Origin of the sequence: Streptomyces sp. PKU-EA00015 (assembly GCF_013387495.1) — a bacterium.
Taxonomy (GTDB): Bacteria; Actinomycetota; Actinomycetes; order Streptomycetales; family Streptomycetaceae; genus Streptomyces.
Genome location: NZ_JABZEE010000024.1, coordinates 10,940 through 32,676 on the forward strand (window position 1 = coordinate 10,940; position 21,737 = coordinate 32,676).

Consider the following 21,737-nt stretch of genomic DNA (forward strand, 5'->3'; position numbering starts at 1 on the left):
CGTGCGCCCATCGCACGCCCTGCCGTGGCATGCCGGTCCGGTGATGCTGAGTCAGCTTCCGTGCGCCCAAGGTCAGTCGGACGTGATTCGGACCATTCTTCGTTGCTTGCGGAAATGTGCACGTGGCAGCATTCGTGGGTGACTGACAACGGGGATGAGATACCGAAGCCTCGACCGGCTTCACGGTTGGCCGACTTGGTGGACGTACCGGGTCCGACCGCATTGTTTGAGCCGTCAACGATTCCGCCGGTAACACCAGCAGTGCCGGTGGCCGCTGAGCCGGTGGACGAGGTGGCGGTGGCGCGGCGGGCGTTTGCCCGTTTGCTGGGGGAGTTCCGGCGGTCGGCGGTGTTGGTGCCGTTCGACGCGCACGGGAGTTTGTGGACGGCGGATTTCAACGGGGTGCGGTGGATCTGTGCGTTCTCGGACGAGGAGGCGTTGGCGCGGTTCGCGGTCGCGCAGGGGGATGCGGGCCGCGAGTGGGCGTACCGGACGGTTCTGGGTGCCCGGTTGCTGGATGTGATGGTGCCGATGCTGCCGGGTCCGGGCGGGGTTGCGCTGGACGCGGGCAGTGATGACGGCATGTTGTTCCCGCCGGTGGAGGGCATCGTGCCCGATGCGGTGGCGGTGGATCTCGGGGGGATGCGGTGAGTGGGGGCGAGCCGGAGCTGAAGGCTCCGCCGGCGGCGCTGGCGGAGATCGCGAACGGTATCAATCTGGCGCATGCCGAGCTGAAGGAGCTCGGGATGATCGGCGAGGCGTCGGTGGGGCGGGGGTTCTCGGACCTCGCGTTGTCGGGGCTGGAGCTGGGTCACGGCGGGCTGGCGGCGGAGTTCGAGACGTTCTGCAGCCGCTGGGAGTGGGGGGTGCGCACCCTGACGCTGAAGGGCAACGCCTTCGCCAAGGGGGTGGGTCTGTCGGCGGGGTCGTTCGCGGAGCAGGAGCAGTACGTCAAGGACGCGATCAAGATCGGTGTGAACTCGCTGAACGGCAATCCTCATCTGTCCGAGGACGAGGTCAAGCAGATGAGCTGGGACACGATTCGTGACCAGCACGCCTGGGACAACGCGGACTGGAGCGCGGAGTCGATGCGTGAGGCTCACGGCGAGGTCAAGCAGACCTGGAAGAACACCACGTATGACGTGATGGACGCGCAGATGGACTCCATGGAGCGTTCCGGGCTGATCGACCCGAAGATCCGGGACGCGATGGACGAGCAGCTGAAGGAAGACCTCGACCCTGATCAGGCCACGATCGATCAGGCTGAGCAGCCGCGGTGGGGGGAGAGTCGCTGATGGTGGACTGGCGGGGGATCGGCGATGGCCTTGTCGACGGATTCGACAAGGCCGTCGACAAGGGCAAGGAAGTGGTCGGCGAGGGTGTCGACTATGTGACCGACAAGGCCGGCCAGGGGCTGGACAAGGTCGGTGCGCACGACTGGGCGGACGCGGTCGAGGACTGGGGAGATGAGACCGCTTCCTCTCTGGGTGCGGAGGTCGGGGAGAAGCAGCTCGGGCAGACCGAGGAAGCGAACGAGCTGATCCATGGCAAGCCGGAGAAGATCGCCTCGACGGTGAAGAACCTGCGGGACTTCCAGAAGGCGTTCGATCTGGTCGGCGGCGGGATGAAGAAGCTCGACTCCAGTCATTGGAAGGGCGAGGCCGCCAACGCGTTCCGGGAGAAGTTCCAGACGCTTCCCACCGACTGGCTCCGCGCGGCGGACGCGTTCGAGGACGCGGCCAAGGCCCTGGAGACGTACTCGAAGGCGATTGTCACGGCGCAGGGCAAGGCGCGTGAGGCGATCGCCCTCTACAACGAGGCGAAGAAGGACTACGAGAAGGCGGCTGCGGAGTTCAACAAGAAGGCCGATGCCTACGACGCCGCCCGCAACAGTGACAATCCGCTGCCGCACCCGGGTGAGTTCAAGGATCCGAGCACGGCCAAACGCAAGCAGGCGCAGGAGATCCTGGACGACGCCCGCACTGCGCGGAACCAGGCCGCGGAGACGGCGAAGGGCGCGGTCAAGGCTGCCATGGCCCACGCACCGAAGGACAAGACCGGACTGGACAAGCTCCAGACCGAGCTCATGGACTACAGCCTGGGCCAGAGCATCGAGCTGGCCCACTTCGGCGGCGGCATCATCAAGGGCACCGCGGGGCTGGTCAACTTCGTCCGCTCGGTCAACCCGATCGACATGTACAACCTGACCCACCCCGCCGAGTACTACAAGGGCGTCAACACGACGCTCGCCGGCCTGGTGTCCACTGTCGCGAACCCCGACCGCGCCCTGAAGAACGCCTGGGACGCAGCCAAGGGCGACCCCGCCGAATTCCTCGGCCGCCTCGTCCCCGAAATCCTGGGAACGAAGGGTGCTGGTGTCGTCAAGGGCGTGGCCACAGCGGGCCTGCGCAGTGGCGCGAAGCACGCGGTCACCGAAGCCGCCGAGTCAGGTGCGCAGAAGGGCGCCCGTAACGATCCACCGAAGAACACCCGCACAGAGGATTCGGTCTGCAAAGACGGCACGGACCCGATTGACCTTGCCACGGGTGTGATGTACCTGCCGCAGACGGACGTCGCGCTTCCCGGCGTCCTGCCCCTGTCGTTCCGCCGCAGGGTAGCCTCCGATTACCGGGCCGGACGCTGGTTCGGCCCGTCGTGGGCGTCCACGGCCGACCAGCGGCTGGAGATCGACGCTGAGGGTGTCGTCTTCGTGCGTGAGGACGGGCGGCTCATCGCCTACCCGCACCCCGCGCCCGGCGTCCCGGTCCTGCCGAGCCACGGCCCACGCTGGCCCCTCGACCGTGATCCGGACGGCGACTACACCGTCACCGATCCGGACACGGGCAGCGTCTGGCACTTCACGCCACACGGCAATGAGCTGGCGCTGCTGGCTCAGATCGACGACCGCAACGGCAACTGGATCACCTTCGAGTACGACGAGTCCGATGCGCCGACCTCGATCGTCCACCACGGCGGCTACCACCTGAAGCTCACCACGAGTGAGGGACGGATCACCGCCCTTCACTTGGCGGGCGCGGCCCCGGACGGCTCGGACCAGGAAGTCCTGCGCTACGGCTACACCGACGGCCATCTCACCTCCGTCACCAATTCCTCCGGTCTGCCGCTGCAGTTCGCCTACGACGAGCGCGGCCGTGTCACGTCGTGGACAGACACCAACGGCAGCTCGTACACGTACGAGTACGACGACCAGGACCGCTGCATCGCCGAAGGCGGCTCGGCTGGCCACATGGCCCTGCGGCTCGCCTACAGCGACCCGGACCCGGAGACCGGCCTGCGCGTCACCACGGCGACCACCAGCGGCGGGGCGGTCCGCCGGTACGTCGTCAATGAGGCGCACCAGGTCGTCCAGCAGATCGACCCGCTGGGGGCGGTCACCCGCTTCGAACGCGACCGCTACGACCGGCTCCTGAGCCAGACCGACCCGCTCGGCCGCACGGCCCGCTTCGCGTACGACGGGTCCGGCCGGCTGACCACCGTGGTGCGCCCCGATGGCCGCGAAGCCACCGCTGAGTACAACGACCTCGGCCTCCCGGTGCGCGTCATCAACCCGGACCGGACGACGGTCCGGCAGGAGTACGACGAACGCGGCAACCGCACCAGCATGACCAGCCCGTCCGGGGCCGTCACGCACTACACCTACAACGAAGCCGGTCACGTCACCGCCGTCACCGACGCGCTTGGGAACACGACCCGGGTCCGCAGCAACGCGGCCGGCCTGCCCGTCGAGGTCACCAACCCCCTCGGTGCGACCACTCGCATCGACCGGGACGCCTTCGGCCGTCCCGTCGCCGTCACCGACCCACTCGGTGCGATCACGCGCATGGAGTGGACCCCGGAGGGGCGGCTCGCGCGCCGCATCGATGCCGACGGCAGCGAGCAGTCATGGACGTACGACGGCGAAGGCAACTGCCTCACCCACACCGACGCCATGGGCCAGGTGTCCCGCTTCGAGTACACCCACTTCGACCTCATGAGCGCCCGCACCGGCCCGGACGGCGTGCGCTACGAGTTCACCCACGACCACGAACTGCGCCTGACCCAGGTGCTCAACCCCCAGGGGCTGACCTGGGACTACGAGTACGACGCGGCCGGCCGGCTCATATCCGAGACGGATTTCGACAACCGGCCCCTCGTCTACGAGCGAGATGCGGCCGGCCGCCTGACCGCCCGGACCGACGCGCTCGGCCAGACCATCCGCTACGAGCGGGACGACCTCGACCGCGTCGTCCGCAAGGACGCTGCCGGGGCCGTCACGACGTTCGCGTACGACTTCACGGACCAGCTCGCGGAAGCGGTCAACGCGGACGCCACGATCACGTATCTCCGCGACCGCTACGGTCGCCTGGTCTCCGAGACTGTCAACGGCCGCACGATGTCGTACACGTACGACGCGCTCGGCCGCCGCGTCAGCCGCATGACCCCGACCGGGGCGGTCAGTACCTGGACGTACGACGCCGCAGGCCGCCGCACATCGCTGGCGACCTCGGGCCGCACGCTCACCTTCGAACACGACGCGGCGGGCCAGGAAATCGCCCGCCACATCGGCGACACGGTCACGCTGGCATCCCAGTACGACGTGATGGGTCGCCTCACCAGCCAGCACGTCACGGGCGCCGGTCGCAGTATCCAGCGCCGCGACTACACCTACCGCGCCGACGGCAACCTCATCGGCCTGAACGACCTACTTGCCGGTCCCAAGGCCTTCGACTTGGACCCGGCCGGCCGCGTCACCGCTGTCCACGCGGGGCGCTGGACCGAGCGCTATGCCTATGACGAGGCAGGCAATCAGACGCATGCGTCCTGGCCGCCCTCCCATCCGGGCCAGGAAGCCGTCGGTGCACGTGAGTACACCGGCACGACGATCACGCGCGCGGGCAACGTCCGCTACGAACATGACGCACTCGGCCGCATCTCGCTGCGCCAGAAGACCCGCTTGTCCCGCAAGCCGGACACCTGGCGCTACGAATGGGACGCCGAGAGCCGCATGCGGTCGGTCACCACACCCGACGGGGCGGTCTGGCGGTACGCGTACGACGGGCTGGGGCGACGGATCGCCAAGCGACGGCTGGCAGAAGACGGCACGATCGTTCTGGAACAGGTCACGTTCACCTGGGATGGGACGACGCTGTGCGAAGAGACGAAGGAGAGCGAGGCCCTGCCGAACCGCGTGGCCCTTACTTGGGACCACCGGGGCCTCCGTCCGCTGAGTCAGACGGAACGCATCCTTTCGCCCGATGCATCGCAGCAGGTCATTGACGAGCGTTTCTTCTCCATTGTCACGGATCTGATTGGTGCGCCGAACGAACTGATCGACGAGTCGGGCGCGGTCACTTGGAGGGCACGTAACACCCTGTGGGGAGCGACCACTTGGAGTAAGTCGAGTACGACGTACACGCCCCTGCGGTTCCCCGGTCAATACTTTGACGCCGAGACCAGCCTTCACTACAACTTCTATCGCTACTACGACCCCGAGGTTGCGCAGTATCTTTCGTCGGATCCTCTCGGGCTGATACCAGCGCCAAATCCGAATTCGTACGTCAAGAACCCTCAAGGGCAAGTGGATCCCCTGGGCTTGGCGCCCGGGGGGTGTCCTGACGGAGAGGAGATGGAGGATTCACCAGCAGGACCTGGGCCCTGGGACATGACAGGTCGGGATCCCATGAGCGTGGTTCCTGATAGTGCGAGAATTCGTGAGATGACACCGGACCCGAATGGCGGAGCACAGTACGGGCTGGAGTATATTTGGCGAGATTCGGAAGGGCGACGAGTGCGACTTAGGATACACGGGCCCGACCGTGGAGATAATGTTCCGCTCGACTCGCCTTCGCGCTGGAATGAAATATATAGGATTCAGATCTCTGGGCAGTATCAAGATATGATGGGCAATCTCTATCACAAGCAGGTGCATAACCCGAAGAGTCCGCATCACAACGACGCGGCTGCCGAGGCGACGCACATCGTTTGGCCGGATGAGTTCCCCGGACTCTAGTCGAATGTACTCCGGGCTCGACGGAGGGGCGTCATGGTAGGCAACGAGAATTTGATCGAAATCGTCAAGGGGTTGGTCTCCACAAATCCGCAGGTCAGGGAAGAGACTTGCGAGAGAGTCTGTGATTGGCTGCAATCATTTGATCAGCGAGAAGTGTCGGTTGTGAGTTCGCTGCTCTCCTCGGTGGCAGTCTTGGAGAGTGATGCGGACTGCCTGGAAAGTGAACTCCATGCCATCGGTGAACTGACGGAGACCGGTTTGGTGGAGGCAGTTCAGCTCACGCCGCTTTGCAGCCTGTCGATGGAGCGGCTCGATGTTTCGGCACGCGAGCATCTTTCGTACCTGATGAGTGAGTATTTCCAGTGAGGTGATTTGGTCGATCAGGTAGGGGTCGGGCTGCAGCGTCAATATGAACGGATTCCCTCACTCTATCGGACGCCGCTGACATTCGAACCGAAGAAAGGCGCTTTCTTGATGACTCGTAACAGGACCTTGTCCCAGCCGCCGGCTGGTTCCACCGGGCTGGTGCGCACTGTGCATGCCTTGAGGAAGCGTCCGATCGGTGAGCTCAGTGCATATGAATTGAGCAGGATGATCGGCCAGGAGGTCGGATTGCCGTGGCTGATGCCTGTGGCGCTGGAAATTCTGAGCGAGACGGCACCCGCGCAGGCCGGCGGCGGATTCTACGACGAAGAGTTGCTTTCCGCCGTTTTGACCTGCTCCTCCGAGGTTTGGCGGACGTCGCCACAGTGGGTTGAAGAGGTGAGCGGCATTCTCCACCAACTCGTGGATCTCTCTCCATACATCCAGTCAGACGTAAAGGAGTTCCTTGACAACACTCGAAATATCTGAGGGTCGACCGGCTGGTCTACAGCAGGCGTCACCCTTGCCGCCTATGCCCATCCTGGGGCGGGAACGGTTCAATGAGTCACGCGAGAGTATCTCGACCCAGGGGCACCCCATTCGTCGAGTTGGTTCACCGTCAGGTGGCGGGCGAGGCGGGCACTGCGACGGGTGGTGATGAAGCGCTGGATGAAATCAGCCGTGCGGCGTACTTGGTGGATCATCAGGAAGTAGTTGTCGTGGTCACAGCCGTGGCTTTTGTCGGTTCGCAGGTCGATGCCGCGGGCGTCGTCGGCTTCATCGACCAGGTCAAGCACTCGTCCTGGTGGTCGGCCGATGTGGCCCCTCCGCAGGTCGGCAATCACCTGCGTGCCGTGGTTCTCGACGACTCCAGGACACCTCCTCGGCTCAGCGCACTGGAGCGGGACATCGAGATCGCACAGATGCTGCGTGAGTGTGAGAAAGGGGCGGACGGGGATGTGAGTCTGATCGAGGGACTGGACAACCAGCCGTGACGGCTGGCCGCGGAGCCGAGCCTGGCGGAGGAGTGGGCAGAGCGCCTGGGCGTGGAGTTCCCCCGTTACCTTGCCTGGGACGATTTGCGTGGCGAGCTGCGGCGGGTCGCGCCGACTCTCGAGTTGACCACTCGGGAGCAGGGCGGGTTCGTCGAGTACCGAGCTCCGGCATCGAACGTCTCCGTGCTGGCCGTGGACGAGCCCGAGGACGAACGCGGATATCGGGTCGGGCACCAGGATGTGTGGAGCGTGAGTGTCTGGGGAGCGGTCCAGCTCGATTGATACTGGTGATACTGGCTCGGGCGCATCCTCCGAGGCGAGCGACGGAGGGAACGGCCCCGTCGTAGCAAGGGGGTACGGTGCTGGGACTTCTGGGCTTCTACGACGAACTCGACGACCTCCCCGGTCGGCCGAACGGATCCATCCGTGAAGCCGTCCGGCCCGGCGGTGAGCCGGACGAGGCGGGCCTGGTGGCTTACCTGGATGCCGGCCACGTCCTCATCGATGTTATGGAAGCGGGCCACGACGTCATCACTGGGGACGCGCACCGCCATTCCTTGGGCTGTTCATCGCTGGTCACCGACGGCACCTGGCTCTGGCGCCAGGACTTCCCGCACTACGTGGAGACGCACCACGTCCTGCTCCCCGAGGCGTTCATCGCGCACGTACGAGGCCGGAATTACCAGATGCCCCCGCTGGTCACCGCAGAGTTCGCCCCCACTACAACGAGACCATGCCCCTCGTTTCGGCTGGGCCTCGACTGTCCCGTGGCGAGCAACTGCACCCGTGCTTGAACCCGAACCGCGAAAGCTCACCAGCAAGGCCGAATTCGACGCGGTGATGCCGGCCCGGGAACGAGACCGGCCGCACGGCACCTGGACCAGGCCTCGCAAGCCGAGGAGGGGATGAGCCGCACCATCAGCAAGGTCACCATGCACGGGTTGCGTGGCTGCCGGGCCATTACTGGCAGCGGCCGAAGTGGTCGAACTCTCCCGCGCGTACGCCCCGTGCGAACGCGGCCCACTTCTCGTCCGTCGTCGTGACGACCCCGCCGACGCGGACGAGGCCGTCCGGGGTGTGGGTGACGTCTATGTATGGGCTCGGCGCGCCCGTCTTGAGGGCGTGGGTGAGGGTCGCGAAGGCGGCGGGGGTGGTGCGGAGGATCACCCCGCTCGGGTCGCTGCTCTCGGTGAGTTTGACGCCGGTGGCGTCCGCAGCAACGTTTACGCAGGCGTCGCCCTCGCCGCAGTACGAGGACTTCTGCCACTCGAGTGTGGGCATGGTCGGTCCCTTCACAGTTCGCGGGAAATCTTGTGGATGAAGTCCCGCGATGCTTCGGGGGCGAGAGCTACGGCCTCCATCCGGTCGAGCAGGGTCCGGTAGCGGGTGAGCTGTGCTTCTGCATCCAGGAGAACAGGGCCATGTGACTGGTCGAGGTGGACTGTGTCGAGCTGGGGCACGGGGCCGAAGCCGTAGGCGAGAGATTGTCCCGACCCGGGAAACGCGCCCGTCGCGAAGGGGATCACTCGCAGTGTGATGTGTGGCCGCTCGCTCATGCGGAGCAGGTGGTCCAGTTGGCGGTGAGCGGTTTCTCGTCCGCCGAACTGCATCCGCAAGGCTGCCTCGTGCACGACAGCCTCGTACGGGATCGGGTCTGACCGGTAAATGACGTCCTGGCGCTTGATGCGATGCGACACACGATGTTCGACCTCGGGTGGGGTCAGCTCCGGCACCACCTGGCGGAAGACCTCCCGAGCGTGTTCGGCGGTCTGGAGGAGGCCGGGGATGTGCGAGGTGTATGCCGTGCGCAGCCCAATGGCGTGATGCTCGAACTCGGCGAGGTCCAGCAGGCCCGCGGGGAGGATGTCTCGGTACTGCTCCCACCAACCGCGGGCTCGCTCGGTGGCCATGGCCGCGAGGGCATCGATAAAGGCCTGGTCGGCGCAGGAATAGGCGCGGGCCATGGCTCGGACCCGGTCGGCGCTGACGCCGAAGCGAGCCGTTTCGACGTTGCTCAACTGACCTGAGCTGGTGCCCAGTTCCCTTGCCGCCTCGGTGGCTGTCATTCCGGCCCGCTCGCGAAGGCGACGCAGCTCGGTGGCGAGGCGCACTCGCCGCGCTGTGGGGGCCGGCCTCGCAGGCATGCAACTCCTTCGGTGTCAGGGGTCAGGTCACCCACACGAGGGATTCAAGCATGGAATCTCTCGAATCGATGCAAAGTTTCTTTGCGTCCACCTAGCCTAAGCCTCAGGCCACCCGCCTGGAAGCACCCCGCTCGACGGAGCGACCTGGTCACCAGGCACCCGCATTCCCGCGACAACTCGCACTCCGTCGAGGAGACTTCCATGACCACCGTAGCCCCGCCCTGGACCTACGCCCTCCAACTCCCGCAGGATCCCCGCGCACCTGGCATCGCCCGCCGCACCCTCCGTGCCGTCCTCCACGCGCACCGGCTCGGCGCGCTCGTCGAGATCGCCGAGCTGCTCGCCTCCGAGCTCGTCACCAACGCCCTTCGGCACACCGACGGTCCGTACGGGCTTCGGCTGCGGGCGCCCGAGCAGGGACGGCTCAGGCTCGGGGTGTGGGACACCTGTCCCGACATCCCGGCGCCCTTCGAGGGGCTGCCGCGCCGGCCCGCGCCGGATGCGGAAGGCGGCCGGGGGCTCTGCCTCGTCGCCGTGTGCGCGGACGCGTGGGGTGCGACCGCGCTGCCGCAGGGCGGGAAGCTCCTCTGGGTGGAACTGGGCGGCGGTGCGCGGTGATCGGGCGACTGCTGCGTGCACACCAGCCCGTCGAACGGCGGCTATCAGGAGACCCTGCCGGGCACGTACGGCGAGGAGATTCCGCTGCCGGACCCGCTCGCCCTGTCCGTGGCCACCGGTGAACTACCCCTGTACGGGGACGGGGGCGGCGCCCGGCCCCGCTGACGTCCTCCGGGCTACCACCTGTGTGCGACGTCCACGATCAGGTGGTCGGCGGACCGGAGCACCCGGAAGGGCAGCTTGGCGCGGACGCCCAGGGCGATCTGTGTCTGCCCCTCCGAGCTCGCGCCGAACCTGGTGTCCTTGAAGGTGCTGTAGCCCGTGACGTTCACGCCCGGCAGCCGCTTGCCGGCCTTCCCGAGGTAGGTCGGTTCGAGCGTCGCCGGGTCGTAGCTCGGGGCGGAGACGTGGACCTGCAGGACGGCTCCGCCGCTCACCGGGATCCGCTCGCCGGAGCCGTCCTGGTGGAACGTGTCGACGTAACCGACGTGGTAGCCGGTCCTGCGTGCCGTCCCGCCGATGTCGAAGACCATGCGGTCGTAGCAGGCGTGCCGGCTGGTCCTGACGTTCTTCAGCGGCCCGGGCTCCGACTCCGGGGCCGACTTCACGCCGCTGCCCCATGCGATCGAGCACGCCGTTCCCGTGGCGGCCGGACCTGCCTTGCCGGTGGTGTCCGTCGGGCCGGTGGTGTCCGTCGGGGTGGTCGTTCGCGCCGGGCCGGGGGTGCTCGCCGCTCCCGTGGCGGTGCGGGTCACGGCGTCGGCCTTGTCCGCCTGGCCGGTCGCGGCGCAGGACGCGCCCGCCAGCCCGGCGCCCGTCAGCGTGAGCGCCGCGGCGACCGTCGTCAACCGTCGCATGACGTACCTCCAAGAAGAGCCGAATGCAGGTGCACGAGGTACGACGACCGGGCCGGCGAGGCCGTTGCACCGCCGCGTGCTTTTCGGCCACGTGCCCAACCCTCCTCACCGCAACGGGAGTTGACTAGGCTGACGCGCGTGACCGACAACGCGCGCGCTCTCGACCGCATCGACACGTCCCGGCCCCACACCGCCCGGATCTGGAACTACTGGACCGGCGGCAAGGACAACTACCCAGTCGACCAGGAGGCCGGCGACCAGATCCGGACGCTGCATCCGGGGATCGGGGAGTACGCGCTCGCCGACCGGCGGTTCCTCGGGCGGGCCGTGCGGTACCTGGCCGAAGAGGCCGGGATCCGGCAGTTCCTCGACATCGGCACGGGGCTGCCCAGCGCCGACAACACCCACGAGGTGGCGCAGCGCGTCGCGCCCGAGTCGCGGATCGTGTACGTGGACAACGACCCGCTCGTCCTCGTGCACGCCCGCGCCCTGCTCACCAGCAGTCCGGAAGGCGTCACGGACTATCTCGACGCCGATCTGCGGGACGTGGACGCGATCCTGGAGCGCGCGGCGAAGACGCTGGACCTGAGCCGGCCCGTCGGGCTGATGCTGCTCGGCGTCGTCATCTTCGTCGAGGACGACGAGGAGTCGTACGCCCTGGTGCGCCGGCTCATGGACGCTCTGGCGCCCGGCAGCCACCTCGTCCTGTCCCACACGATCACCAGCCCCGCGATGCCGGACGTGGACGCCGCGGTCGCGTTCTGGAACGAGCACGGTACACCCCGCCTCACGCAGCGCACCCCGGACCAGCTCACCCGCTACTTCGAGGGGCTCGACCTGCTGGAACCGGGCATCGTCTCCTGCAACCGCTGGCGCCCGGACGCGGGAGACCCCGCGATGCCGGAGGAGGTCGCGATGTTCGCGGGCGTGGGACGCAAGGCGTAACGGCACGGCGGGGGTCAGCGGGGGCCGATGAACAGGCTCTGGGCGCTGCGGCCGATCGGCCCCTTCTCGTCGTGGAGCCGGGCATCGGCCAGGCCGATGCCCGCCTCGTCCACGCTGGTGCGTGCCTCGACGCAGACCCACTCGCCCACCGGGTGGCGGTGCAGATGGACCGTCAGGTCGGGGTTGATGAGCAGATGCCGGGAGAAGTCGAGGACGTTGCTCATTCCGTTGCCGGAGTCGGCGGCCACCAGGACGCGGTCCAGCGGACGGGTCTCCTCGCCCGCGACGAGTGGCAGCCGCATGCGCATCCAGCATGTCCCAGGCCCCTGGTCCAGCCAGGATCCCTCGGCGAACCGGGTCTCCATCGCCGTGTGGTAGCCGACGTCCCACGGGACGCCGAAGAAGGGCGTGGCGGACGTGTCCTCGGGCGAGGGGAGGAGCGGGCCCTCCGCGACGGAGGGGCCCGGCTCCTCGGTGGTCCGCACGCGCAGCGCCCTCGCCAGCATCACGGGTGCGTCCGCGCCCTCGGGGGTCAGCGTGGCCTCGGCGACCTCCACGCTTCTGCCGGAGCGCACGACCGAGGCGGCGACGGTCAGGGGGCGTATCGGCACCGGGCGCAGGATCTCGTACGTGATCCGGGCGAGCCGCATGTCGGTGCGCGCGCCGGGGCGTTCCTCCAAGGAGCGGCCGAGGAGCGCGGCGGGCGGGCCGGCGTGCTGGGAAGCGGCGTCCCACGGGCCACGGGTGTGTTCGGTGGGCGCGTAGCGGTCCTCGGAGAGTCGCTCGAAGAACGCCTGGAGGTCCGTCATGCGGGGCCGCCTTCCCTGACACCTCGGGGGATGGGTGTACGGCACACGCTACCTGCCGGTAACGGGATGCTCCAGAGGCAGGTGGTACGCGAAGGGGCCCGCGTGACCCCTGCGGGTAACGCGGGCCCCTCCTGGCGGCTCCGGGGTTCAGCCGGAGACGACCATGTAGCCGAGCAGGGCGACCGCGATGCCCAGCAGCGCGATGAACGTCACCGTGGCGGCGGTGCCGCCGGCGTCGTTGCTGCGCCCCTGTCGGCGTGCGGCAACAGCCCCCTTCAGGCCCCCGTTCTGCGTGTCCTCCGTGCCCGGCGCGTCGGTCACGATCGCAGAGTTCTTCACGTGTGCTCCTGTATTGCTGGCCCCGCCGTGGTCGCCGGAGGGGTTTGACCTCAGCCTTCCTGGCTGCATTACACAGAGTAGCGGCAATTGGTTCAGACCACTTGCGCGGGTAGGTGTCCGCGCGACCGGCGCCGGCCGCCCTGCCGCTGCCCCACCCGCGACCGTAACCCCCGCCCCTGGGCGCGATGCTCTTTCACGCCAAGCGCCCTGCTACCGAGTGGAGTTGGCCGGGGCACCTGGCGTGACCGCCGACGCGTGCGCCGGTGTCCGCCGCCGCGCCGATGCGGTTCGGACAGGGGGAGTCGTCCACCTCCGGAACGACGCACCGTCCACCTACACTGACACCGGGCGTACTACCGTGGGGTGAAAGGTGGTTGACGGTGCGTAAGGCGTGGCTGATCGCGGGCGCGTCCGTGGGGCTGTGTCTGAGCTTCGTCGCGCTGCTCGTCGTCGGCACCTACTCGGCGGCCGCCGGCCTGTTCGGTGGGGGCGTCAAGGGCGGCGCGGTCGCCCTCGCGAAGGGAGCCGTGCCCGCGCGCTACCAGCCGCTGGTGCAGAAGTGGGGAAATCTGTGCCCCGCCATCAACCCGGCCCTGCTCGCCGCCCAGCTCTACCAGGAGAGCGGCTGGAACCCGAAGGCGCAGAGCCCGGCCGCCGCGCAGGGCATCGCGCAGTTCATCCCGGGGACGTGGGCCACGCACGGGATAGACGGCGACAACGACGGCGACCGCGACGTGTGGGACCCGGCCGACGCGATTCCGTCCGCCGCTTCGTACGACTGCGAACTGGCCGGATATGTTCGCAAGGCGCCCGGTGATCCGACCGACAACATGCTGGCCGCCTACAACGCCGGTGCGTACGCGGTCATCAAGCACGGCGGCGTCCCGCCGTACCGCGAGACGCAGAACTACGTGAAGGTCATCCGGAATCTGGAGAAGAGCTTCGCGCGGCCCGTCGGCAGGGTCGAGCCGTCGCGCCAGGCCGCCGGGGCCATCTACTTCGCGCAGCAGAAGCTCGGAACCAAGTACCTGTGGGGCGGCAACGGCACGCCGGAGCAGGGCGGTCGTTTCGACTGCTCGGGCCTCACCCAGGCCGCGTACCGCACGGTGGGCATCGAGCTGCCGCGTGTGGCCAACGACCAGTACAACGCCGGTCCGCACCCCACGCGGGAGGAACTGCTCCCGGGCGACCTGGTCTTCTTCTCGGACGACCTGACCAACTCGCGCGCGATCCGGCACGTGGGCATCTACGTCGGCGGCGGGTACATGATCAACGCTCCGTACACCGGCGCGGTGATCCGGTTCGACAAGATCGACACTCCGGACTACTTCGGTGCGACCCGCGTCACGAAGGAGGGTGCGGCGGCCCTGCCGACCGATCTGCCGGCAGCGTGAGACAGCTGACTGGTGGCTGGAATGCGACTGCTCAGTCGGCGCTCTGAGCTGCGACGACGTGTCACTCTTCGATAACGTCATGGTGATCGTTCGGTGGAGAGTGGAACGACACCGGGGAGCATGTCGTTCCCTTGACAGGGACGGCCGCACTGACCATGCAGCACACCGGACTGAGCACGGGGGTTGGCAGAGCGGCGCACAGGCACGTGCGCCGGTGGCACAAGGCAAGGGGCCGCGGCAGATGTCTGGACTCGCAATCGGGTTCCCCCTGACGGAGACGAGGGGCGGGACGAACCCCGACGTCGGCCTGCTCCACGACATCAACGGCATGGCCAAGGACGCACCGGACTGGTTCGACCGGGCCATGGAGTTCGTCGGCGAGTACGGCATCATGCTCGGCCTGGTGCTGGTCACCCTCTGGTGCTGGTGGAGCGTCCGCAGGCGCGGCACCGTCGACGACTCCGTCGCCGCCGTCGCAGCACTGGTCTGGACGCCGCTCGCGGCCGGGATCGCCCTGTTGGTCAACATCCCGATCCGCGGATTCGTCGAACGGCCCCGGCCGTTCGTCGACCACGAGGGCCTGGAGGTCCTCGTCGCGGGCAAGACCGACTTCTCCTTCGTCAGCGACCACGCCACGCTGGCGATGGCGTTCGGCGCCGGACTCTTCATCGCCCACCGCGGGTTCGGTCTCGCCGCCCTCGCCCTCGCCGCTGCCGAGGGCTTCTGCCGCGTCTACATGGGTGTGCACTACCCGACCGACGTCATCGGCGGCTTCGCGCTCGGCACCGCCGTGACCCTGCTGCTCGCCCCGCCGGCCCTGGCGCTGCTCACCCCGCTGGTGTCCGCGGTCGCCGGATCGCGCCGCCTGTCCCGGCTCGTGCGCTCCCGGCGCGTCCCCGGCACCACGCTGGTCACGGAGCCGCTGGACATCCCGGAGTCGCGTACGGAGGAGGCGGGAGCGGGCGAGAACGGGCTGGCGGCGTAGGCGTCTTCGGCGGCAGGCGTCCTCACAGGCCCTGCGGCTGGGCGAAGAGCCGGTCCGGGTCGTACTGCCGCTTCACGCGCGTGAGCCGGTCCGCCGCGGGACCGAAGTAGGCCCGGCGCCAGTCGCGCAGGTTCGGGTCCGGATAGTTCTGGTACGCCGCGCCCGACGCGTACCGCCGCATCGACGCGTGGGCGTCCCTCAGCCAGGACTGCTGGGCCGAGCCGGATGTGCCCGGCCGCCAGGCGGCGATGTACTGGGCCAGCATCCGCGAACGCCGGTGCACGAACGATGTCGCCAGCGGGTCCACCCGGTTCACCGCGCCGCCGAGCGCGGTCAGCGCGATCGAGCCGCCGCCGCCCCGGCCCGCCGGGATGCGGGTGAAGGCCTCGGCCGCCGCGATCAGCGCCTGCACCCCGGCGGGCGACAGGTCCCGGTCGAAGAAGTCCGACGCCGCCGCGTACGTCTCGCGCGGCAGCGCACCCTGCTTGCCGCGGCCCGGGGTGGTGCCGGGCAGGCGGCACTGCTCGTCCGTGAGGGAGAGGCAGCCCGCGTAGGCGAGCATCGCGTCCAGATAGCTGCGCGGCCGAAGCGCCGCCGAGGACGCGGGCGAGCCCGCGGAATCGGCGAGCCGGTCGAGGGCATTGCGCAGGTCGCTCTCGCGGCCGAGCGTGAAGGCGGCGACGGAGAGTGTCGGACGTACGCCGCCCGGACCCGCGGCCAGGTGCAGCGACGACCAGATCTCGTCCGGCTGGGCCGGCCCCCAGCGCTGCCAGGCGGCGATGACGGCCGCGGCCCTCGACCAGGGCCAGGTCAGGTAGGCGGTGACGGTCGGCGGCGCCGGGTGCGTACGGAACCGGAAACCGGTCACCACGCCGAAGTTGCCGTTCCCGCCGCCGCGCAGCGCCCAGAAGAGTTCCTTGTTCTGCGTGGCGCTCGCGGTCAGCGTCCTGCCGTCGGCGGTGACGAGCGTCGCCTCGGTCAGGCTGTCGCAGGTCAAGCCGTAGGCACGCGAGGTCACACCGTGGCCGCCGCCGAGTGTGAGGCCGGAGATGCCGACCGTGGGGCAGGAGCCCGCGGGGATCGTGCGGCCGCGGCGTGCGAGGGCCTTGTAGACGTCGACGAGTTTGGCGCCCGCGCCGATGGCGCCGTCGGCGCCGATGCGGTCCAGTGACGACACGTCGACGACGAGCCTGCCGTTGCCGGACGACCAACCGCCGTAGGAGTGGCCGCCGTTGCGGATGGACACCGGGACGCCGTGCGCCTTCGCGTACGCCAGGCACTCCTTGACGTCGTCCTCACCCGCGACGTACGCGACCGCGGCCGGCTTCTGACCGTCGAAGCGGGTGTTGTACAGCTGCCGGGCGCTCGCGTAGTCGGCGTCTCCCGGCCGGATCAGCTTCCCGTCGAGGCCGCGGGCCAGCGCGCTCCAGTCGGCGGGACCGGCCGGTGTCCGCGCGGCCGTCGGCGTGCGGGCGGCCGGGGCCGTGGTCCCGCTCGCCTCGGCGGTACCGCCGTCCCTGCGGTTGCAGGCGGTGGTGGTCAGAGCGGTGGTGACAGCAACAACGGTGGTGAGCAGCGCACGCCGGTCCATGGGGCCTCCTGGGAAAGGAGACGGTACGGGGCCGGGACGGGTTCCCGCGAGTCCTGCCGGCGCCCAGGTCGTGTCAGGAGGCGGTGGCGTGCGTACGGGCGTCCGTACGTGCCCGGTCGCGGGACCGTCGGGCGGGCCCCGACCAGCCGCAGCTGCAACGGGCGAGGGCGAAGGAACCACGCTCGACGGTCGTGGTCAGGTGCGCCGGATTACCGACGGGCACGTCTCGCTGGGGCACCTGTCAACCGTACTGCGCCCCAGCGTGTCGCGATGCCCGGGGCCCGGCGTGACGAGGTGACCGGGCCGTCGTTATGCGAGGCGGGTGCCCACAGGCCCCTCGGGCCGAGGGGCGCGGGTGGGATTCGTCCAAGCAGCGGTCCGGCGTTGGGGGTTGGCAGGCGATGGTGGTGCAGCAGCACAGGCGCAGGGGCGGCGCGATCGCCGTCGCGGCGACCGTGGTGGGGGTGATGGCCGCCACCGGGTGCTCCGGCGCGGGTGCCGCCGAGGACGGCAAGCGCCGGGGCTCGGCCGAGGAGGTCCGCAGGGCGGCGGACGTGCTGGCGGGCGCGAAGAGCTCCAGGGCCCGCACCTCGATGGAGATGGCGGCCGGCGGGACCCGGGTCACCATCCGCGGCGAGGGTGGTTACGACTTCGCCCGGCGCATGGGCCGGCTCACCGTCGTCCTCCCGCCGGACCCCGCCGGTGAGGCCAGGCACGAGCCGATCACGGAGTTGTTCACTCCGGGCGCGCTGTACATGAAGAACCGGGGTGCCGGTGTGCCCGCGGACAAGTGGGTACGGGTCGACACGACCACGCTGGAGGACGGGAACCTCGTCACCGGCGGCGCGACCGACCCGCTGGCCGCCGCCGAGCTGCTGCGCGGCACCGAGCAGGTGACGTACGTGCGGGAGACGGAGATGTCCGGCCACAAGGTGCGGCACTTCCGCGGGACGACGGACATCGGCAGGGCGGCGTCGGCGGCACAGCCGCACGCGCGGGCGTCGCTGGCGGCGGCGGCGAGAGGGTTCACCAAGGACGTGGTCCCGTTCGACGCATACCTCGATGAGTCGGGCCGGCTGCTCAAGGTGCGGCATCGTTTCACCTTCGCGAACGAGGGCCGGACCGTGGCGGTCACCTCGACGACCGTGCTGTTCGACTTCGGGACGCCCGTGGACGTACGGCTTCCGGCCGCCGAGGACATCTACTCCGGCAAGGTCAGGGCCTGAGCCACGTCGGCGTGCGGGCCGGGCGGGCCGGCGCTCGGGCGTGCGCGCCGGTGTGCGGGCGGGGTCGAAGGGGCCCGGGAAGGCCAGGTTCCAAATGGTCCGGACGTGCCATGCGCGGTCTGTGTCCCGCTCCCTACGCTAGGGAACGGACATCGGCCGGAAGAGGTGATTGCACGTGGCTCCGCCCAGTACGACGACGGTCCAGGAGGACCATGCTGCCGTCGCCCTCGCCGAGATCGAACTGTGCGGCGAGCTGATGATCGCCGCGTCCGCCGCCGACGAGGACCGGCTCAGTGCCGACCGTATCGACGAGGTGCTGATGGTGGCGGCGGAGAGGCCGGCGGGGGCGCTCGGCGGGTGATGATCGCCACTCCTCGCTGACCGGAGCGTACGGATCAAGCCACTCGCGGCGCCCCGCGCCGCGCGGATGGCCACCGGGCAGGACAGGGCGAAACGGGCCGAAACAGTCTGGTCAGGTGCGCAGCAGGCGGGCGATCGCCTTCGTCGCCTCTTCCACCTTGGCGTCCACCTCGTCGCCGCCCTTGACAGCCGCGTCCGCGACGCAGTGCCGCAGGTGCTCCTCCAGGAGCTGGAGCGCGAAGGACTGCAGGGCCTTGGTCGAGGCCGATACCTGGGTGAGTATGTCGATGCAGTAGACGTCCTCGTCGACCATCCGCTGCAGGCCCCGGATCTGCCCCTCGATCCGGCGCAGCCGCTTGAGGTGCTCGTTCTTCTGCTTGTGGTAGCCGTGCACGCCGTGGTCGTGGTCGGTGCCGGGGTCCGTGACCGGGGGGCCGGCCGCCTCGGTGGTCGTCATCGCGTCCTCCCGTTGTCCAGAAAGGGGTCGTATACCCCTCGTGGGTATATGGTAACGAATCGTGCGGGATCTCGTGGGGGTCTGTGCTGATCACGGTGGTTCATGGGCGACACTGGGACCTTGCCGGTTAGCCGTGGCCGGATGATGCGCCTAGCATCAGCCTGACCGAATCCAAAGCACCCCGAGGACCCCACGTGCGATTTCGTCTGACCCCCAGGGAGACGAGCTTCTACGACATGTTCGCGGCATCCGCGGACAACATCGTGACCGGCTCGAAGCTCCTGATGGAACTGCTCGGTGCGGACTCCTCCGCGCGGGCCGAGATCGCGGAACGGATGCGGGCAGCCGAGCACGCCGGGGACGACGCCACCCATGCGATCTTCCACCAGCTGAACTCCTCGTTCATCACGCCGTTCGACCGCGAGGACATCTACTCGCTCGCGTCGTCGCTCGACGACATCATGGACTTCATGGAGGAGGCCGTCGACCTCGTCGTCCTCTACAACATCGAAGAGCTCCCCAAGGGTGTCGAGCAGCAGATCGAGGTCCTGGCGCGGGCGGCCGAGCTGACCGCCGAGGCGATGCCGCACCTGCGCACCATGGACAACCTCACCGAGTACTGGATCGAGGTCAACCGGCTGGAGAACCAGGCGGACCAGATCCATCGCAAGCTGCTGGCCCAGCTCTTCAACGGCAAGTACGACGCCATCGAGGTGCTCAAGCTCAAGCAGATCGTGGACGTGCTGGAAGAGGCCGCCGACGCGTTCGAGCACGTCGCGAACACGGTGGAGACCATCGCGGTCAAGGAGTCCTGAGCTCAGTGGACACCTTTGCCCTGATCGTGACCATTGGTGTCGCGCTCGGATTCACGTACACCAACGGCTTCCACGACTCCGCGAACGCGATCGCGACCTCCGTCTCCACGCGTGCCCTGACACCGCGCGTGGCGCTGGCGATGGCCGCGGTGATGAACCTCGCGGGCGCGTTCCTCGGACAGGGCGTCGCCAAGACCGTCAGCGAGGGGCTCATCGAGACCCCGCACGGCGACCGCGGCATGGGCATCCTGTTCGCCGCCCTCGTCGGCGCGATCGTGTGGAACCTGATCACCTGGTACTTCGGGCTGCCGTCCTCCTCGTCGCACGCGCTGTTCGGCGGGATGGTCGGCGCGGCGCTCGCCGGCGGGACGGAGGTGATCTGGACCGGGGTGGTCGAGAAGATCGTCATCCCGATGTTCGTGTCGCCGTTCGTCGGCATGATCGCCGGTTATCTGGTGATGGTCGCGATCCTGTGGATGTTCCGGAATGCCAATCCGCACAAGGCGAAGCGCGGTTTCCGCATCGCGCAGACGGTGTCGGCGGCCGGTATGGCCCTCGGACACGGTCTGCAGGACGCCCAGAAGACCATGGGCATCGTGGTGATGGCCCTGGTCATCGCCGACGTGGAGAACGCGGGCGCCCCGATCCCGACGTGGGTGAAGATCGCCTGTGCGCTGATGCTGTCGCTGGGGACGTACGCGGGCGGCTGGCGCATCATGCGGACGCTGGGCCGCAAGATCATCGAGCTCGACCCGCCGCAGGGGTTCGCGGCGGAGACGACGGGGGCGTCGATCATGTTCGGCTCGGCGTTCCTGTTCCACGCGCCGATCTCGACGACGCATGTGATCACCTCGGCGATCATGGGCGTCGGGGCGACGAAGCGGGTGAACGCGGTGCGGTGGGGTGTCGCGAAGAACATCGTGCTGGGGTGGTTCATCACGATGCCGGCGGCGGCGGCGGTCGCTGCGCTGAGCTACGGCGTGGTGTATTTGGTCTTCGGCTGACGCCGGGGTGCTGTGTCGGGGCCCCTGCCGCTCTTCGGGGTGGCGGGGGCCTTTGGCTTTTCCCCACCCCGCCCCTTCCCGAACTGGGGCTCCGCCCCAGACCCGTGGCCCTGCGCCCTGGCGGGCGCGGGCTTGGCGGGGGCTTCGCGCTCCGCGTCCCCGGCTCGGCCCGTGGACCCTGGGCCCGGCTTGGCGGGGCGGGAGCCCGGGGCTTCGCCCCGAGCTGACATCCCGGGCACGCCCTGGCAGGTGTGACTCCGGGTGCCTCGGGCTCTGCGGTCCTGCGCCGCTGACGGGCCCGAACTCCGCGGTTCTGACCCGGCCGTGGCCTTGACCGGGTGCGTCTCCGGGGTTCCGCCCCCGGGGCCCCGGCCCCGCCTGGGCGGGTGCGACTCCGGACCCCGTGGTCCTTCGCCCCTGACGGACGTGGACTGAGGGGCTCTGCCCCAGGCCCCTGGCCGCCAGGCAGGCCGAGCTCCCGGGCTTCGCCCCAGGAGCCGAAACCGCTCTGACAGGTGCGACTTGGCGCTCCGCCCCGACCTGGCCTTTTGCGCCTGGCGGGCGGGGCCTTTAGGGGCTTCGCTCCAGGCCCCGGGCCCGTGGCCTCCGGGGCCCGGTTTGGCGGGGCGAGAGCCTCGGGGCTCGCTTCGGCCCTGCGCCCTGGCGGGTGAGGGCTTCCCAGAGCCGCTCGTCCTGGAAGACGCCAGTTCCGGGCTTCGGCGCAGCCGCGCCGAGAGCACGGGGGGGCGGGACATGCGTGGGCCCGCCCCCTGGGAGAGGGGGCGGGCCCGTCGTCTTGTGGGTGGCACCGCCATGCAGCACCCC

Annotated in this window: 24 protein-coding genes; 17 read left to right on the forward strand and 7 right to left on the reverse strand. The window is 68.9% G+C overall.

Annotation, left to right across the window (positions count from 1 at the left end):
• Window positions 1-138: 138 nt before the first annotated feature.
• The 8 genes from HW130_RS15680 (at window position 139) to HW130_RS15715 (ending at window position 8,162) form a co-directional block, all read left to right on the forward strand.
• Entirely contained in the window at window positions 139-651 is a 513-nt protein-coding gene (locus HW130_RS15680; protein WP_309140448.1) for an SseB family protein, read from the forward strand.
• On the forward strand, window positions 648-1,295 hold the full coding sequence (locus HW130_RS15685) for a hypothetical protein (RefSeq protein ID WP_177150191.1): 648 nt from the start codon (window positions 648-650) through the stop codon (window positions 1,293-1,295). The genes HW130_RS15680 and HW130_RS15685 overlap by 4 nt, the downstream gene beginning before the upstream one ends.
• Window positions 1,295-6,010, forward strand: coding sequence for a putative T7SS-secreted protein (locus HW130_RS15690; RefSeq protein ID WP_177150192.1), 4,716 nt, complete (start codon window positions 1,295-1,297; stop codon window positions 6,008-6,010). The genes HW130_RS15685 and HW130_RS15690 overlap by 1 nt, the downstream gene beginning before the upstream one ends.
• A gap of 33 nt (window positions 6,011-6,043) precedes the next feature.
• Window positions 6,044-6,376 (forward strand): hypothetical protein, encoded by a 333-nt coding sequence (locus HW130_RS15695; protein ID WP_177150193.1) that lies wholly within the window; start codon window positions 6,044-6,046, stop codon window positions 6,374-6,376.
• Between the two features lie 6 nt (window positions 6,377-6,382).
• A complete protein-coding gene (locus tag HW130_RS15700) occupies window positions 6,383-6,862 on the forward strand; it encodes a contact-dependent growth inhibition system immunity protein (protein ID WP_177150194.1) in 480 nt (159 codons plus the stop codon).
• Window positions 6,863-6,981: 119 nt separating this feature from the next.
• On the forward strand, window positions 6,982-7,368 hold the full coding sequence (locus HW130_RS15705; RefSeq protein WP_256356137.1) for a hypothetical protein: 387 nt from the start codon (window positions 6,982-6,984) through the stop codon (window positions 7,366-7,368).
• 51 nt (window positions 7,369-7,419) lie between these two features.
• Entirely contained in the window at window positions 7,420-7,650 is a 231-nt protein-coding gene (locus tag HW130_RS15710; RefSeq protein WP_177150195.1) for a hypothetical protein, read from the forward strand.
• Window positions 7,651-7,727: 77 nt separating this feature from the next.
• Window positions 7,728-8,162, forward strand: coding sequence for a hypothetical protein (locus tag HW130_RS15715; protein ID WP_256356113.1), 435 nt, complete (start codon window positions 7,728-7,730; stop codon window positions 8,160-8,162).
• 166 nt (window positions 8,163-8,328) lie between these two features.
• Here HW130_RS15715 and HW130_RS15720 read toward each other — a convergent pair whose 3' ends face one another.
• On the reverse strand, window positions 8,329-8,649 hold the full coding sequence (locus HW130_RS15720; protein ID WP_177150196.1) for a DUF397 domain-containing protein: 321 nt from the start codon (window positions 8,647-8,649) through the stop codon (window positions 8,329-8,331).
• Between the two features lie 11 nt (window positions 8,650-8,660).
• On the reverse strand, window positions 8,661-9,512 hold the full coding sequence (locus tag HW130_RS15725) for a helix-turn-helix transcriptional regulator (RefSeq protein ID WP_177150197.1): 852 nt from the start codon (window positions 9,510-9,512) through the stop codon (window positions 8,661-8,663).
• 201 nt (window positions 9,513-9,713) lie between these two features.
• Here HW130_RS15725 and HW130_RS15730 point away from each other — a divergent pair, with 201 nt between their 5' ends.
• Together HW130_RS15730 and HW130_RS15735 are read left to right on the forward strand one after the other, a co-directional pair.
• A complete protein-coding gene (locus HW130_RS15730) occupies window positions 9,714-10,130 on the forward strand; it encodes an ATP-binding protein (protein WP_177150198.1) in 417 nt (138 codons plus the stop codon).
• A 15-nt stretch (window positions 10,131-10,145) separates the two neighbouring features.
• Window positions 10,146-10,295, forward strand: a complete 150-nt coding sequence (locus HW130_RS15735) for a hypothetical protein (RefSeq protein ID WP_177150199.1) — start codon at window positions 10,146-10,148, stop codon at window positions 10,293-10,295.
• Window positions 10,296-10,306: 11 nt separating this feature from the next.
• On the opposite strand, the gene HW130_RS15740 is transcribed toward HW130_RS15735, so the two are convergent.
• Window positions 10,307-10,987: a hypothetical protein gene (locus HW130_RS15740; RefSeq protein WP_177150200.1), complete on the reverse strand. Its 681-nt coding sequence runs from the start codon at window positions 10,985-10,987 to the stop codon at window positions 10,307-10,309.
• A 138-nt stretch (window positions 10,988-11,125) separates the two neighbouring features.
• Between HW130_RS15740 and HW130_RS15745 the strand changes: the two genes are divergently transcribed.
• Window positions 11,126-11,932, forward strand: coding sequence for an SAM-dependent methyltransferase (locus HW130_RS15745; RefSeq protein WP_177150201.1), 807 nt, complete (start codon window positions 11,126-11,128; stop codon window positions 11,930-11,932).
• A 14-nt stretch (window positions 11,933-11,946) separates the two neighbouring features.
• Here HW130_RS15745 and HW130_RS15750 read toward each other — a convergent pair whose 3' ends face one another.
• Window positions 11,947-12,741 carry a thioesterase family protein gene (locus HW130_RS15750; protein ID WP_177150202.1) on the reverse strand — a complete coding sequence of 265 codons (795 nt, stop codon included), beginning with the start codon at window positions 12,739-12,741 and terminating at the stop codon, window positions 11,947-11,949.
• Window positions 12,742-12,888: 147 nt separating this feature from the next.
• Window positions 12,889-13,080: a hypothetical protein gene (locus HW130_RS15755; RefSeq protein WP_177150203.1), complete on the reverse strand. Its 192-nt coding sequence runs from the start codon at window positions 13,078-13,080 to the stop codon at window positions 12,889-12,891.
• Window positions 13,081-13,460: 380 nt separating this feature from the next.
• Between HW130_RS15755 and HW130_RS15760 the strand changes: the two genes are divergently transcribed.
• Together HW130_RS15760 and HW130_RS15765 are read left to right on the forward strand one after the other, a co-directional pair.
• Entirely contained in the window at window positions 13,461-14,474 is a 1,014-nt protein-coding gene (locus HW130_RS15760; protein ID WP_177150204.1) for a bifunctional lytic transglycosylase/C40 family peptidase, read from the forward strand.
• A 241-nt stretch (window positions 14,475-14,715) separates the two neighbouring features.
• Complete coding sequence (locus HW130_RS15765; protein ID WP_177150205.1) at window positions 14,716-15,459, forward strand: phosphatase PAP2 family protein; 744 nt, start codon at window positions 14,716-14,718, stop codon at window positions 15,457-15,459.
• A gap of 22 nt (window positions 15,460-15,481) precedes the next feature.
• Here HW130_RS15765 and HW130_RS15770 read toward each other — a convergent pair whose 3' ends face one another.
• On the reverse strand, window positions 15,482-17,050 hold the full coding sequence (locus tag HW130_RS15770; RefSeq protein ID WP_177150206.1) for an FAD-binding oxidoreductase: 1,569 nt from the start codon (window positions 17,048-17,050) through the stop codon (window positions 15,482-15,484).
• Between the two features lie 401 nt (window positions 17,051-17,451).
• Here HW130_RS15770 and HW130_RS15775 point away from each other — a divergent pair, with 401 nt between their 5' ends.
• Window positions 17,452-18,276: a hypothetical protein gene (locus HW130_RS15775; protein ID WP_177150207.1), complete on the forward strand. Its 825-nt coding sequence runs from the start codon at window positions 17,452-17,454 to the stop codon at window positions 18,274-18,276.
• Between the two features lie 169 nt (window positions 18,277-18,445).
• On the forward strand, window positions 18,446-18,637 hold the full coding sequence (locus HW130_RS15780; protein ID WP_218183571.1) for a hypothetical protein: 192 nt from the start codon (window positions 18,446-18,448) through the stop codon (window positions 18,635-18,637).
• A 111-nt stretch (window positions 18,638-18,748) separates the two neighbouring features.
• On the opposite strand, the gene HW130_RS15785 is transcribed toward HW130_RS15780, so the two are convergent.
• Window positions 18,749-19,093 carry a metal-sensitive transcriptional regulator gene (locus HW130_RS15785; protein WP_218183572.1) on the reverse strand — a complete coding sequence of 115 codons (345 nt, stop codon included), beginning with the start codon at window positions 19,091-19,093 and terminating at the stop codon, window positions 18,749-18,751.
• Between the two features lie 194 nt (window positions 19,094-19,287).
• On the opposite strand from HW130_RS15785, the gene HW130_RS15790 reads away from it, so the two are divergent.
• Window positions 19,288-19,908: a DUF47 family protein gene (locus tag HW130_RS15790; RefSeq protein WP_177150209.1), complete on the forward strand. Its 621-nt coding sequence runs from the start codon at window positions 19,288-19,290 to the stop codon at window positions 19,906-19,908.
• 5 nt (window positions 19,909-19,913) lie between these two features.
• The gene (locus tag HW130_RS15795) at window positions 19,914-20,912 is read left to right on the forward strand and encodes an inorganic phosphate transporter (protein WP_177150210.1); all 999 of its coding nucleotides are present in this window, start codon (window positions 19,914-19,916) and stop codon (window positions 20,910-20,912) included.
• Window positions 20,913-21,737 lie beyond the last annotated feature (825 nt).